We start from the raw sequence: 13,850 nt of genomic DNA, 5'->3' as shown, positions 1-13,850 counted from the left end.
TCGTACTGTCCTTTGCCCTTAACGCTCGATCGTTCCGGTTCTGCGGATCTTCTTCTGCAACAAAAGCACGCCGTAAAGCAGCGCCTCTGCCGTGGGGGGACAGCCCGGAACGTAAATATCTACCGGGACGACACGGTCACAACCGCGCACCACAGCATAGGAATAATGGTAATAACCGCCGCCATTGGCGCAGGAACCCATCGAGATGACGTAACGTGGCTCAGGCATCTGGTCATACACCTTGCGCAGCGCCGGAGCCATCTTGTTGGTCAGCGTGCCGGCAACGATCAGAACGTCCGACTGGCGCGGTGACGCACGTGGCGCAACACCAAAGCGCTCAAGGTCGTAACGCGGGCCAGAGGCCTGCATCAGGCCTTCAACGGCGCAACAGGCCAGACCGAACTGCATCCACATCAGCGAACCGGTACGGGCCCATGTGATGAGCTCGTCGGTCGAGGTGACGAGGAAGCCCTTGTCGGCCAGTTCGTCGTTGATTTCGGTAAAATACGCATCGTTGCTGCCAACGGGCTTGCCCGTCGACGGATCGATAATGCCTTTCGGCTTCGGAGCAACCAGCGTCGTGTTGTCTTGACCTACGCCCATTCCAAAGCTCCCTTCTTCCACTCATAGATGAAGCCAATGGTGAGAACACCGAGGAACACCATCATGGACCAGAAGCCGAACCAGCCCAACTCACCGAAGGACACAGCCCATGGGAACAGGAACGCAACTTCAAGGTCGAAGATAATGAATAGGATCGACACCAGATAAAAGCGAATGTCGAACTTCATACGCGCATCATCAAAGGCATTGAAACCGCACTCGAACGCAGACAGCTTTTCCGGGTCCGGATTTTTATAAGCAACTGCGAATGGCGCGATAAGCAGCGCCAGTCCGATGACCAGCGCGATACCAATGAAAATTGCAATCGGAATATAGGAACTGAGGAGTTCAGTCATCGTACTCTTCCCTGTCCGAGCCGAGCGCCGGACAATCCCTTGCGACAAACCGTCTGCAAGGACAAAAATCATGTTGCAACGCCAAAGTCGTTAGCGCAGCCGGGTTCTCTCTGCAAGAGTTTCTGCATCATTTCAACCCGGTTGCCGCATCGTTTCGCAACAATAACGATACACTACCTTGGCACCCACCCCTTTGGATACCGCTAAATACTTAAAAAAAATGAATATTCCGCCAAACAAAAAACAAAGTCACAAAGGTGAGAAATTTGCTGGAAATTGCACTGCAAAAAGCACATTTTGCATAACGGAAATATGAGCAAAAAAGGAAGGAAATGTTGGGCGGCAAACGCGATTCATTTGAACCGCGCGCAACGCGCAAAGCACGCCACAGTCTCTGGAGAGACGAGCGTGTAAACAACGATGGAGGGGACATTTAAAAAATAAATGGCGCGAGTGACGGGGCTCGAACCCGCGACCTCCGGCGTGACAGGCCGGCACTCTAACCGACTGAGCTACACCCGCGCATTGCAGATTTTCATCTGCGTTTTTCGAGGAAAGGATGGCGCGAGTGACGGGGCTCGAACCCGCGACCTCCGGCGTGACAGGCCGGCACTCTAACCAACTGAGCTACACCCGCTTAATCCTTATTCAGCAGAAACCTGCCTAACGAAGCAGCCTCGACTGTCCGTGAGCGGCTAACTACGGGGTTCATGTTTGGGTGTCAACAGGTTTCATGACAAAAAATACGCTTTCGTTTTTTTCTTTCCAAAATCTGTCCCAAACGGCCGATTTTATCCACAGCCCTCCCCTGTTTTGGGCGTCCTATAGAGAGTGAAATTTTCTTGAATTTTTTCTGATAGGGAAAAACCCTTATTTTCTCGGGATGTTACGCAATTGCGCACAGCGAAATCAGAAAATTTTGAAAAAACTTCACAAAGGGGACTTGCGCTTTTTTTCTGATCCGCATAGATCACAGCCACCGACGCGGCGAACATAACAAACGGTTCGCAAGACGCGAAGGGCGATTAGCTCAGTTGGTAGAGCGCCTCGTTTACACCGAGGATGTCGGGAGTTCGAGTCTCTCATCGCCCACCATTTTCCTTCTTGTCTCCCCTTTTAAGTATCTTGAATGTCGCCATTTATTCGTGGCGTATTGTTTTCCGCTTGGTCAGAAAAAACAACCAACGGGAATTATCAACATGGACACTATCTCAATCGACAATCGTGGTGATTTCGGCCTGTGGGCAATCGAACGCGCCAAGGAGATCATTGCCGTTGAGGGCTCATCCCTGGCGATTGCAGCGCGCGACAGCAGTGAAGAGACCATTCGCGAGGCAGCAAATGCACTCGGTGCCGCAATAACCGCTGCTTTGCTCGAGGTGTATGACGGCCTTTTGTCCGACGAAGAATAAGAAACGCACCTACTCGCTGACCGCATCGTTTTTTTCGCTCCACCATCGCAATCATAGCGCGTATTTTTGCGCTTCGCTCGTCGTTGCTCCCGTGATAAAGGTCAATTCCCACGCCTTGACCACGGGAGTTTCCGATGACGCAGATGGAAGGCAGTGCATTTCAGGAAGAATTTTTATCAACAACAGGCGGGCTGCGACTCTTCGTACGCTCGTGGAAACCCGATTCTGTGCCTCGGACCGTCTTGGTGATTTGCCACGGCGTGACTTCTCATGGCGGCCAGTATCTCTGGGCCGCCGAAAAATTCATGCAAAGAGGCTTTATTGTCTACGCACTCGACTTACGCGGCCGTGGAAAATCCGACGGACCGCGATTCTATGTCGATAATATTGCCGATTATGTCGCCGATCTCGGCATTGTCATTGATCTGGCGAAGTCCCGCAATCCGAATCTGCCGGTTTTTTTGCTGGGTCACAGCGCTGGTGGCGTCGTCTCATGTTCCTACGCTCTGGAAATGCAGGATGGATTGGCCGGCCTGATCTGCGAAAGTTTTGCTTTCAAGGTGCCCGCCCCCAATTTCGTTCTTGGAATCACCAAATTTTTAAGTGGGTTCTTCCCTCGCCTACCGGTGCTCAAACTGAAAAATGAAGATTTTTCACGCGATGGCGAGGCTGTACGTATTCTCAATGCCGATCCATTGATTGCCAATGAAACACAGCCAGCTGCAACAGTTGCTGCTCTGGTGCGTGCCGATGAACATTTGAAGCGGGAATTTCCGACCATAAAACTTCCCTTGCTGATTCTGCATGGCACTGCTGACAAAGCGACCGTGCCAAGCGGCAGCGAGTTTTTTTACAAAACGGCAGGCTCCAGCGACAAAACCCTCAAACTTTACGAGGGGCATTTCCATGATCTTCTCAATGATCTGGGGAAGGAACGCGTACTGGACGACATGGTGGCGTGGATTGATGCCCGTTTGCCGGAGCACATCACCGTCTGAGTCCTGACGTCAGGATGCGATTCGTCGTCAGTGGCCCGAATTTTCTCACTCCAAAACAAAAACGGCCGGACATTTTGGTGTCCGGCCGTTTTTTGTGCGTCAAAAATCAGTTGGTGCCCTTGAGGTCCACTGCAAAGAACAGTGTTTCGCCCGAGGAATCATCCACGCCGTCATTGTCGGTCACGGCGTAAGCCTTGCCAGACTTGTCGAAGGCAAAGCCTTCCAGCTTGTCGACGGTGTAACCATTGGTCTGCGCCTTAAGGTCTGGCAGGAAGTCATGGGCCAGTTCCTTGGTCACGAGAGGTAGCTCGCCACCGATCTTGGCAGGCTTCAGGTCAGCCTTTGCAACGCGGTACAGCTTCTTGATGGCTGCGGCATCACCAATCTGGTTGTCGCGTTCCACGATGTAGACGTGGTCGCCATGGGCAGAGATTTCCGACAGGCCAACCCAACCGGCTTCAGGCTTGTCGAGCTGGTAACGCACAGCGCCCCACTCCTTGGCCTTGGGGTTATAGGAGACGAGCTTCACAAAGCCCTTCTCGTCTGTGCCCCATTCGCGCTGCACAGCCATCCACAGGGTGGCGTCGTCGCCTTCGCCCACAACGGTCACACCTTCAAAGCCGTAACGGGTCTCACCCTCAAGCAATTCCTTCGGCAGGGCGATCTCCGCCTTGATCTCACCCTTGGCGTTGACGTTGTAAAGTGCGTGCGGAAGCAGCTTTTCGCTGTTGCCTTCCGATGCCAGCCAGAAACCGCCCTTGCCATCGAGAGTGATGCCTTCGATGTCGAGTTTCTGGGCAGGCTGACCATCACGCTTCACGCGCAAGACAGAGGTGATGACAGCAGGTTTCTGGGTTGCGTCGATCGTGTAGATCGATGGCTGCATGCCATAAACCGAATCGGAAACCGCATAAAGGATGCCATCCTTTTCAGCGTCAGCGACCAGACCGGACAGCGCACCCCAACCGATTGGCGCGCCGTCTACCGTTGCCGATACCAGCTGCGGGTAAGCCGCCTCGCCTTCCGCACGCTCAAACAACATGACGTGCGAACGGGCACCACCATCTTCGACCAGATCGGCCTCGTTGGCAGTTGCCAGCAGATTGCGGCCAGGGATCGCCACAGCACCTTCTGGAGAGATGCCGGATGGCAGAAGCTGTGTCAGCTCAGGTTCTGCGCCGGTATCCTTGTAAACGCCAACCACGGAGCTACGCTCGGACAGAACGAAGATAAAGCGGTCATCGCCAAAGGTTGCGACTTCAAGACCTTCAGGCTCTACGCCCTTGGCTCTCGAACGCTTCTCGGGATAGTGGCCGATACTGGCGACGGCATGTTCGAAGGAAGCGCCAGCTTCATAGAGGACCTTGCCAGCTGTGTCGAAAATGGTGAAGCCGCGTGCGCCGCCTTCCCAGTCGCCTTCATTGGCGATGACAACACGATCTGTGCCCAGCCACTTGATGGCGTCAGGTTCGCGTTTACGGGCTTCCTGCTTGTCCGTGAACTTCAGGGCGCCGTCCGACTTGGTGTCGATGCCTTCCAGGTCAACCGTGCCAGCGGAGAAGTGGCTTTTAACCGTACCGGCTTTGCCATCAACAATCACGATGTGGTTGTTTTCCTGCAGCGTCACGGCAATGTCGCCATTCGTGTTGATGGAAACGAATTCCGGCTCTGGATCTTCCGGTGCGATATCTGCCAGGCCAGTCATGTCAATGTGCTTGACGGTGGCGCAATCGGCAACGCCGTCTTTTAGGGCAACCGTGACTAGATAGCCAGCCGGCATCTGCGGCAATGCACCATCATTGACGTCTTCATCGCGTTCATTTTCGATCGCGATGGCGGCAAATGTCTTGTCTGGAGAAATGGCGACAGAATCAGGCTGACCGCCCAGATCGCAGCTGGCGTCTATCTTCTTGCTGGCGATATCGACAGTCACCAGTTTGCCGGATGGCTTGGTGAAGCTTTCGGAGGTATTCACACCGGCCAGAACCTTGGTTCCAGCAACGGCGACCGACGTCGGTTCACCTTCCAGCAACAGGGCACCACCAGCCTTCGGTGCCTTGGCATCGGTAATGTCGATAAAGCCAATGCCGCCCAGCGGGCTGTCGGAATAGATCAGTGTATTGCCGTCTTCACTGGCCGCGATGATCTCAGCAGACGATACCGTTTTGGCGTCCTTGTCGTTGGGCAGGTTTAGCGCCACCGGGAAAGATGCAATGCGGTTGAAAACCTGATCAGCAGCAGCAGGCAAGGCGACGGAAGTAAGCAGCACAGCCATTAGGCCGGCCGAAGTAAAACGAAACGTCATGGGAAGCCTCCTGTTCCATTAAATCGAACAGTCGGCTTCTGCTGCATGCATGTTACACACGAATGACAGACATCGGTTATTTAGCCGGGTCATCCACAGCAAACAGACGCAAGGTAAAATAAAAACCCGATGCAAAGGCACCGGGCTTTCAATTTCAGTACTCACAAGCCAAATATGCGCTCACTCGCCGCGAGGCAGCGCATAGTGGAAACTTTAGGAGTTCACGGCGTCCTTGAGACCCTTGCCAGCCGAGAACTTCGGCACGTTACGGGCAGGAATATCAACTTCAGCACCCGTGGACGGGTTGCGGCCCTTGGAGGCTTCACGACGGCTGACAGTGAAGCTGCCAAAACCTGCGAGGCGGATGTCGCCACCATTCTTCAGTTCGCTCTGGACGGTTTCGAATACAGCGTCAACTGCGGAAGCAGCATCTGCCTTAGTGAGACCGGCCTTTTCGGCAACTGCGGAAACGAGCTCATTCTTATTCATGTTTCCACCCCTTTCTATGGTTTGAAACGACTCAAATTAAGCCGGGCGCAGAATAGCTAGCTACCTGCGACCCGCAACTCAAAAGCGCCGGAATCGCCTGAAAAACAAGAGGTCTAGCTGCTTTTTTCACAACAAAGGCTGGCATTTCTGCCAGCCTTTGTGTGTTTTTTACCAATATGGCTTCACGTGAGGTCGTAAAACCTCAATGTGCGATCGTCTGACCGGCGTCATCGACACCTTCGACGGTGGCAACGAGTGGCGTCTCAATGCTGCCATCCCACTCGATCGGCTCGGGTTTGCGCAGTAGCGCATGTTCGATAACCTCACCCATGCGGGACACAGGAATGATCTCCATTCCGTTCTTCACATTGTCCGGAATCTCGGCCAAATCCTTGGCGTTTTCTTCCGGAATGAGCACCTTCTTGATGCCGCCGCGCAGGGCTGCAAGGAGCTTTTCCTTGAGGCCGCCGATGGGCAGAACACGACCACGCAGTGTGATTTCACCGGTCATGGCGACATCCTTGGAAACAGGAATGCCGGTCATGATCGATACGATGGCGGTTGCCATCGCCACACCTGCCGATGGGCCATCCTTCGGAGTGGCACCTTCGGGAACGTGAACGTGGATGTCGCTCTTGTCGAAACGTGGAGGCTCGATGCCGAAATCAACAGCGCGCGAACGGACATAGGATGCCGCTGCCGAAATCGATTCCTTCATCACTTCCTTCAAGTTACCGGTCACGGTCATGCGACCCTTGCCCGGCATCATCACGCCTTCGATCGTCAGCAGTTCGCCACCAACTTCGGTCCATGCGAGACCGGTGACAACACCGACCTGATCTTCACGTTCAGCCTCACCATGACGGAAGCGTGGAACGCCCAGATAGTCATTGATGTTGGCAGCCGTTACAGCCACGGACTTGGTCTTGCCCTTGATGATTTCGGTCACGGCCTTACGTGCCAGTTTCATCAATTCACGCTCGAAGCTACGAACGCCGGCTTCACGGGTATACTGCTGGATGACCGCCATGATCGCATCGTCGCTGACGGAAAACTCGTCCGGCTGCAACGCATGTTCCCTGATGGCCTTAGGCAGCAGGTGACGCTTGGCAATTTCACGCTTTTCATCTTCGGTGTAACCAGCGATGCGGATGATCTCCATACGGTCCATCAGCGGGCCTGGAATATTGAGCGTGTTCGCCGTGGTGATGAACATCACGTCGGACAGGTCATATTCCACTTCAAGATAGTGGTCCATGAAGGTGGAGTTCTGTTCCGGATCCAGCACCTCGAGCAGAGCCGACGACGGATCGCCACGGAAGTCCATACCCATCTTGTCGATTTCATCGAGCAGGAAGAGCGGGTTGGTCTTCTTGGCCTTCTTCATGGACTGCACGACCTTGCCTGGCATGGAGCCGATATAGGTGCGGCGGTGACCACGAATTTCCGCCTCATCGCGTACACCACCCAGCGCCATGCGAACATATTCGCGGCCGGTTGCCTTGGCGATGGACTTTGCAAGCGAAGTCTTACCAACGCCTGGAGGGCCAACGAGGCACAGGATCGGTCCGCGAATCTTGGTGGCGCGTGCCTGCACGGCCAGATATTCGACGATACGTTCCTTGACCTTGTCGAGACCGAAGTGATCGACTTCGAGGATCTCCTCAGCCTTGTTCAAATCAGTTTTGATCTTCGACTTCTTGCCCCATGGCAGACCAAGCAGCCAATCCATGTAGTTGCGAACGACGGTGGCTTCTGCCGACATCGGGCTCATCTGGCGCAGCTTCTTCATCTCCGCCTCGGCCTTTTCCTTGGCCTCCTTGGAGAGTTTGGTGCGGGAGATGCGTTCTTCCAGCTCGGCCATCTCGTCCCGGCCGTCTTCGCCGTCACCGAGTTCCTTCTGGATCGCCTTCATCTGCTCGTTCAGGTAATATTCGCGCTGCGTCTTCTCCATCTGGCGCTTGACGCGAGAACGGATGCGCTTTTCAACCTGAAGAACCGAAATCTCGCCTTCCATAAAGCCAAGCGCCTTTTCCAGACGCAGCTTCACGCTGACGGTTTCCAGCATTTCCTGCTTTTCGCTGATCTTGATCGACAGGTGCGATGCAACCGTGTCAGCCAACTTCGAATAGTCCTCGATCTGGCCGGCAACGCCAACCACTTCAGGGGAAATCTTCTTGTTGAGCTTCACGTAGCTTTCAAATTCGGAAATGACCGAACGGGAAAGAGCTTCTACTTCGACAGGATCATCCTTGGTCTCGTCCAGAAGGTCCGCCGTTGCCTCGTAGAAATCTTCGCGGCTGGTGTAAGTGTCGATCTTTGCACGACCCTTGCCTTCCACCAGCACCTTGACGGTGCCGTCAGGCAGCTTGAGCAGCTGCAGAACATTGGCCACCGTACCAACGTCATGAATAGCAGATGGTTCAGGATCGTCGTCGCTAGCATTGATCTGAGTGGCAAGCATGATCTGCTTGTCGGAACCCATGACCTCTTCAAGCGCACGAATAGATTTCTCACGCCCTACGAACAGCGGGACGATCATATGCGGGAAAACAACAATGTCGCGCAGGGGAAGGACAGGATAAGTGCCACCAGATGCCGCAGACGTAGTGTTCGTCATGTTATTTCCTTTCCATGGCCTCAATGAGCCACTCTGCCGAAGTTCTTGGGTTCTTCGGCGCATTCTCGTTTCCTACCAGAAATGGAGTTTCATCACCCCAATTTCAAGCCAGACGAAACGCCGGTATCCCGCCAGGGACCGAAATTTAAAATGCGGCGTGTACTAAGACTAATTTTTACGCAGTCGCAAGCAACATGCTTGCGGGGCAGAAATACACTTGCCGCCAGACGCGAAACACCGCGTCACAAATCAGTTGTAAAACATTATCAGCAAAGAGCAAACGGCTCTACACGCAAAATAGCCGCCATCCGCAGGAACGTTGCAGAATTGCGATAAAAGCGTCGCCCAAAGCGCCAGAAACTGACCTGACAGCCCTGCCCTTATGCCACAGAGAGGGCAGCGCCGCGTAGCCCTATGCAATTACCCCATGGATCGCGAACCTGGCACATCAGGATATCACCATCGATTCTCATCGGGCCGCGGTAAAGCACCGCTCCAAGCGCCTGCAGATGGGTGAGCGATTTTTCAAAGTCGTCCGTCCACCAATAGACCACACTGCCAGCGGCCCCGCTTGCTACCTTGTCATCGGCTGGCACCAGTTCCAGCTGCGTCTGGCCGATCTGCAAAAACTCGAACCCTGAAGGCTGCGACACGGTTCGCACGGCATCAGGAAAGGCTTTTTGATACCATTCCAGGCCTTCCGCCATATCAGCGACATGCACAAGAACGGCAGATACAAAACTCATGAGGCGTTCTCCTTGGGAAACCATGCATGTGGAAATTGGCCAAAGAAAAAGCCCCTCGCAGCCGTGCTGCAAGGGGCTTTTAAATTCTAGCGTAATCGAATCAAGCCGATACGTTGGTCTTTTCTTCTTGACGATCGGCGTAGATGTAGAGCGGACGCGCTACACCACTGACCACTTCGTCAGAGATCACGACTTCACGAACGCCTTCCAGCGTTGGCAATTCGAACATGGTGTCGAGCAGGATCTTTTCCATGATCGAACGCAGACCGCGGGCACCGGTTTTACGGGTGATTGCCTTGCGGGCAATTTCGCGCAGTGCGTCTTCATGGAATGTCAGTTCGACATCTTCCATCTCGAACAGGCGCTGGTACTGCTTGACCAGAGCGTTCTTTGGTTCCGACAGAATCTGGATCAGTGCGTCCTCATCGAGATCCTCGAGCGTTGCCAGAACCGGCAGACGACCGATGAATTCAGGAATAAGACCGAACTTGACCAGATCTTCCGGTTCCAGTTCACGCAACACTTCGCCAACACGACGATCTTCCGGACCCTTGACCGTCGCGCCAAAACCGATGGAGGTCTTTTCGCCACGCGCGGAAATGATCTTGTCCAGGCCGGCAAACGCGCCACCGCAAATGAACAGGATGTTGGTCGTGTCCACCTGCAGGAATTCCTGCTGTGGATGTTTGCGACCACCCTGTGGAGGAACGGAAGCAACCGTGCCTTCCATGATCTTCAGCAGAGCCTGTTGTACACCCTCACCCGACACGTCGCGCGTGATGGATGGGTTGTCAGACTTGCGGGAAATCTTGTCCACTTCGTCGATGTAAACGATACCGCGCTGAGCGCGTTCAACGTTGTAATCCGCAGACTGGAGCAGCTTGAGGATGATGTTTTCAACATCTTCACCCACGTAGCCAGCTTCGGTCAGTGTCGTGGCATCGGCCATGGTGAAGGGCACATCGATGATGCGGGCCAGGGTCTGGGCAAGATAGGTCTTGCCGCAACCGGTTGGGCCAACCAGCATGATGTTCGACTTCGCCAGTTCCACTTCCCCGTTTTTCGAGGCGTGTGCCAGACGTTTGTAATGGTTATGAACGGCCACGGAGAGAATTTTCTTCGCCTGCATCTGGCCGATGACATATTCATCGAGAATTTTGATGATATCCTGCGGCGTGGGAACGCCTTCGCGGGACTTCACCATGGAACTCTTGTTCTCTTCGCGAATGATGTCCATGCACAATTCGACGCATTCATCGCAGATGAATACCGTCGGTCCAGCAATAAGCTTGCGGACCTCGTGCTGGCTCTTGCCGCAGAATGAACAATAGAGTGTGTTCTTCGAGTCGCCGCCGTTGCTGCCGCTGACTTTGCTCATATCTCTTTCCTTCCAGCACGCCGTCATTCCGTCAAACGGAATGCGGTAAACTCACCGCTTGCCGGCACGTTTTCCGTTTTCAGGATACGTGCCCGCATTGTTTCCGGGGGTACTAAACCGGACCGGATAAACAATCCGAACCCCGGAGGCAACGAAATCCCCTTCAAGCATCAACGCTACGTCATAAATTTTCAACATAGCCTTAATATGTACTATTAGCGTTTTCTTTCCCGGTTTAAACCCTCTATTTCCACAGAGGGTCTCAAACCATAGTCAAAAACGCGCATGCGTTACTAAGCAGACGCACCTTCGATTTCGGCGCGCGACGTCAGGATGCGGTCGATGACGCCCCAATCCTTTGCCTCTTCCGAGTCCATGAAGTGGTCGCGATCAAGGGTTTTTTCAACCTCTTCAAGCGTACGGCCGGTGTGCTTCACGTAAACTTCATTCAGGCGGCGCTTCATCTTGATGATGTCACGGGCGTGACGTTCGATGTCGGATGCCTGGCCCTGGAAGCCGCCGGATGGCTGGTGCACCATGATACGGGCGTTTGGCGTTGCAAAACGCATGCCCTTCTCACCTGCAGCCAGCAGCAGCGAACCCATGGACGCAGCCTGACCAACGCAGAGCGTCGATACAGCCGGGCGAATGAACTGCATGGTGTCATAGATTGCCATGCCGGCGGTTACGACGCCGCCCGGAGAATTGATGTAAAGCGCAATTTCCTTCTTGGGGTTTTCAGCCTCAAGGAAGAGCAGCTGGGCGCAAACCAGCGACGCCATATGATCTTCAACCGGACCAGTCAGGAAAATGATGCGTTCCTTGAGAAGACGCGAGTAGATGTCATAGGACCGTTCGCCGCGATTGGTCTGTTCCACGACCATCGGCACCAGAGCCATGGCGGTATCAACTGGATTTCTCATGTCCGTCCTTTATCAACTCTTGCCCGGCACGATCTGCGAACCGGAATCAAATCTATTTCTTCATTCTCTACATAGAGTGTCCAAGCCCCGTACTTCAAGACACAGGCGGCGGATATCCTTAATAGCGGGCATTTCTTACTGGCGCTCTAATGAGCAATCGGATGAGTCGCCATAGCCACGCATTGACGATGCTTGATCATCAACGACGAAAACCGGATGTGGTGAATGATTGATGAATTCTCAAGTCCATTACCCGTCACATCGTCTCAGCAAAGCCCACGCCAGCACAGTTTTCTCATAACGGGAATAAAATCTGCTCCAAAGATGATCGTCGTAACGGTTTTTCGAAATTTCGAACTCGTTTTTCCACATCTGCAGCCAATATCGTCCACCGCCGTGGCCCTTATATCTGGTGCAGGTTTCAAGAGTTCAAGCACCTGCGTGTCACGCAACCCGCGTCCGGCGCTTTGGTGGGCTTCATAGGTCAGAAATAAACCTCTGGATCACCCCAGTTTTGCCCCGGTCCGGCAACGAACCATTAGCAATTGGTGTTGATACTTCCGCGCAGGCCCGTCCCGCATTTCCTCCCGGAATAGAACTTCGTGCCATCAGGTTAGTTTCAAGCGTTTCCTCCATGATCATGAGGATCATGGCGCGTGAAGCAACGCGCAAACGCGCAGATTAGGATCGTACGGTGTTTGATGCCAAAACAGTAATGCTTCTCTGGGCCGCAGAAACACTCACCCTGGCTTTTCTGCTGCTCGGCATGTGGCTGCGACAACGCGCCAAAACACAATACCTGCTGTTCGCGTCCGGCTTCGCGCTTAATACGATTGGCTGCGTCCTGGTGATGCTGCGCGGGGAAATCCCGAATTTCGCCTCTATTCAGGTGGGCAATACAGTCGCACTGCTAGGCTTTGCCTGCTGGCTTGCGGGCCTGCTCAAAATCAGCGGCAAAAAGATCGAAGGCTGGGTCGCGATCCCTGCATTGCTGTGGGTGGCGTTCATGTTTGTCCCACCTGTACGCGACAGCATGGCCTATCGCATCGTTCTTTATCATACGGCCGCGGGCCTTGGTTACCTCATGCTGGCCAGTGTTCTTCTGAATTACAAGGGCAAGCGCAGCCCGACGCGCAAAACCCTTGCCAGTTTGCTGGTATTTCAGGCCCTGTGCGGAGCAATCACCGCCTATGTGGTTATCAAGCATAATATGGCGACCGGAAATGTCGTGCCGCTGACGACCATTACCGCCATTTACGGTGCATTGTTCTTTGTTGCCGTGATCACGCTCAGCGCCATGCTCTATATTGAAGAAACGGAAAAGCGCCTGCACCTGTTGGCAACGACCGATGAACTGACCGGCGCTCGCAATCGCCGTGGGCTGACAGAAGAATTCGAAAGACTGGCAAAACGCTCGGCCAATTCTGGCCACAGCGTGGCTCTCATCCTGTTCGACATCGATCATTTCAAGAAGATCAACGACCGCTACGGTCACCAGTCCGGCGATATCGCGCTCACGCGGTTTTCACGTATGGCGGAAACCATCATTTCCGAGACAGGTATGTTCGTGCGCATGGGTGGCGAAGAATTTGCGTTGCTTCTGGAAACCGCCCTTCCCGACCGGGCGATCATGGTTGCCGAAACCATCAGGCTGCACCTTGCCCGCACACCGCTTGACGATGGCAAGCAAACCATTCCCATGACTGTCAGCGTCGGTATCGCGACTGACAATAGCGGCGCGCCGGATCTCCACGCGCTGATGACGATTGCCGACCGGGCGCTGTACGCCGCCAAGAAGGCCGGCCGCAACAGAACCGTATTCTTCAACGGTGAAAACAATGTCGTCATTGCCGCCAATGATCGTGATGAAGACCCGATGGATAACAATGCCGACCGTCAGGTCGCGGCATTGGCCCGCATCACCGCGATTGCCAACCGCTAAGATCAGGAACGCACCGCTCATTCATCTCCGGTTTGGAAAACATCTTTCAGCCCGGCACCCATTCCAATAGATATGATT

Annotated in this window: 11 protein-coding genes and 3 tRNA genes; 4 read left to right on the top strand and 10 right to left on the bottom strand. The window is 54.1% G+C overall.

The features are described 5' to 3' along the window. Positions 1 to 18: 18 nt before the first annotated feature. The 4 genes from ACZ5FM_RS04745 to ACZ5FM_RS04730 form a co-directional block, all read right to left on the bottom strand. Positions 19 to 603, bottom strand: a complete 585-nt coding sequence (locus ACZ5FM_RS04745; RefSeq protein WP_192487555.1) for a NuoB/complex I 20 kDa subunit family protein — start codon at positions 601 to 603, stop codon at positions 19 to 21. Beyond that, complete coding sequence (locus ACZ5FM_RS04740) at positions 594 to 959, bottom strand: NADH-quinone oxidoreductase subunit A (RefSeq protein WP_192487554.1); 366 nt, start codon at positions 957 to 959, stop codon at positions 594 to 596. Before ACZ5FM_RS04740 ends, ACZ5FM_RS04745 begins: the two co-directional genes overlap by 10 nt. A 445-nt stretch (positions 960 to 1,404) precedes the next feature. Continuing rightward, a tRNA-Asp gene (locus tag ACZ5FM_RS04735) sits at positions 1,405 to 1,481 on the bottom strand. Positions 1,482 to 1,519: 38 nt separating this feature from the next. Continuing rightward, a tRNA-Asp gene (locus ACZ5FM_RS04730) sits at positions 1,520 to 1,596 on the bottom strand. Between the two features lie 382 nt (positions 1,597 to 1,978). Here ACZ5FM_RS04730 and ACZ5FM_RS04725 point away from each other — a divergent pair. The 3 genes from ACZ5FM_RS04725 to ACZ5FM_RS04715 all read left to right on the top strand — a co-directional run bounded on the left by ACZ5FM_RS04725 (position 1,979) and on the right by ACZ5FM_RS04715 (position 3,369). Continuing rightward, positions 1,979 to 2,054 (top strand) — tRNA-Val (locus tag ACZ5FM_RS04725). A gap of 104 nt (positions 2,055 to 2,158) precedes the next feature. Next, positions 2,159 to 2,371 carry a hypothetical protein gene (locus ACZ5FM_RS04720; RefSeq protein ID WP_250982802.1) on the top strand — a complete coding sequence of 71 codons (213 nt, stop codon included), beginning with the start codon at positions 2,159 to 2,161 and terminating at the stop codon, positions 2,369 to 2,371. A gap of 134 nt (positions 2,372 to 2,505) precedes the next feature. Further along, positions 2,506 to 3,369, top strand: a complete 864-nt coding sequence (locus tag ACZ5FM_RS04715; protein WP_464039845.1) for an alpha/beta hydrolase — start codon at positions 2,506 to 2,508, stop codon at positions 3,367 to 3,369. 106 nt (positions 3,370 to 3,475) lie between these two features. On the opposite strand, the gene ACZ5FM_RS04710 is transcribed toward ACZ5FM_RS04715, so the two are convergent. The 6 genes from ACZ5FM_RS04710 to clpP form a co-directional block, all read right to left on the bottom strand. Beyond that, positions 3,476 to 5,674 (bottom strand): esterase-like activity of phytase family protein, encoded by a 2,199-nt coding sequence (locus ACZ5FM_RS04710; protein ID WP_464039844.1) that lies wholly within the window; start codon positions 5,672 to 5,674, stop codon positions 3,476 to 3,478. Between the two features lie 213 nt (positions 5,675 to 5,887). Then, on the bottom strand, positions 5,888 to 6,163 hold the full coding sequence (gene hupB / locus ACZ5FM_RS04705) for a DNA-binding protein HupB (RefSeq protein ID WP_192487550.1): 276 nt from the start codon (positions 6,161 to 6,163) through the stop codon (positions 5,888 to 5,890). A 202-nt stretch (positions 6,164 to 6,365) separates the two neighbouring features. Continuing rightward, the gene (gene lon, locus ACZ5FM_RS04700; protein ID WP_192487549.1) at positions 6,366 to 8,783 is read right to left on the bottom strand and encodes an endopeptidase La; all 2,418 of its coding nucleotides are present in this window, start codon (positions 8,781 to 8,783) and stop codon (positions 6,366 to 6,368) included. Between the two features lie 380 nt (positions 8,784 to 9,163). Further along, positions 9,164 to 9,529, bottom strand: a complete 366-nt coding sequence (locus tag ACZ5FM_RS04695) for a VOC family protein (RefSeq protein ID WP_464039843.1) — start codon at positions 9,527 to 9,529, stop codon at positions 9,164 to 9,166. 100 nt (positions 9,530 to 9,629) lie between these two features. After that, the gene (clpX, locus tag ACZ5FM_RS04690) at positions 9,630 to 10,907 is read right to left on the bottom strand and encodes an ATP-dependent Clp protease ATP-binding subunit ClpX (protein WP_192487547.1); all 1,278 of its coding nucleotides are present in this window, start codon (positions 10,905 to 10,907) and stop codon (positions 9,630 to 9,632) included. Positions 10,908 to 11,200: 293 nt separating this feature from the next. Continuing rightward, positions 11,201 to 11,830 (bottom strand): ATP-dependent Clp endopeptidase proteolytic subunit ClpP, encoded by a 630-nt coding sequence (clpP, locus tag ACZ5FM_RS04685; protein ID WP_192487546.1) that lies wholly within the window; start codon positions 11,828 to 11,830, stop codon positions 11,201 to 11,203. Positions 11,831 to 12,524: 694 nt separating this feature from the next. On the opposite strand from clpP, the gene ACZ5FM_RS04680 reads away from it, so the two are divergent. After that, positions 12,525 to 13,772: a GGDEF domain-containing protein gene (locus tag ACZ5FM_RS04680; RefSeq protein ID WP_464039842.1), complete on the top strand. Its 1,248-nt coding sequence runs from the start codon at positions 12,525 to 12,527 to the stop codon at positions 13,770 to 13,772. The last annotated feature ends 78 nt before the right edge of the window (positions 13,773 to 13,850 follow it).

Source organism: Agrobacterium sp. 5Ca50 (assembly GCF_055381905.1).
This window is presented reverse-complemented; position numbering and strand designations above follow the sequence as displayed.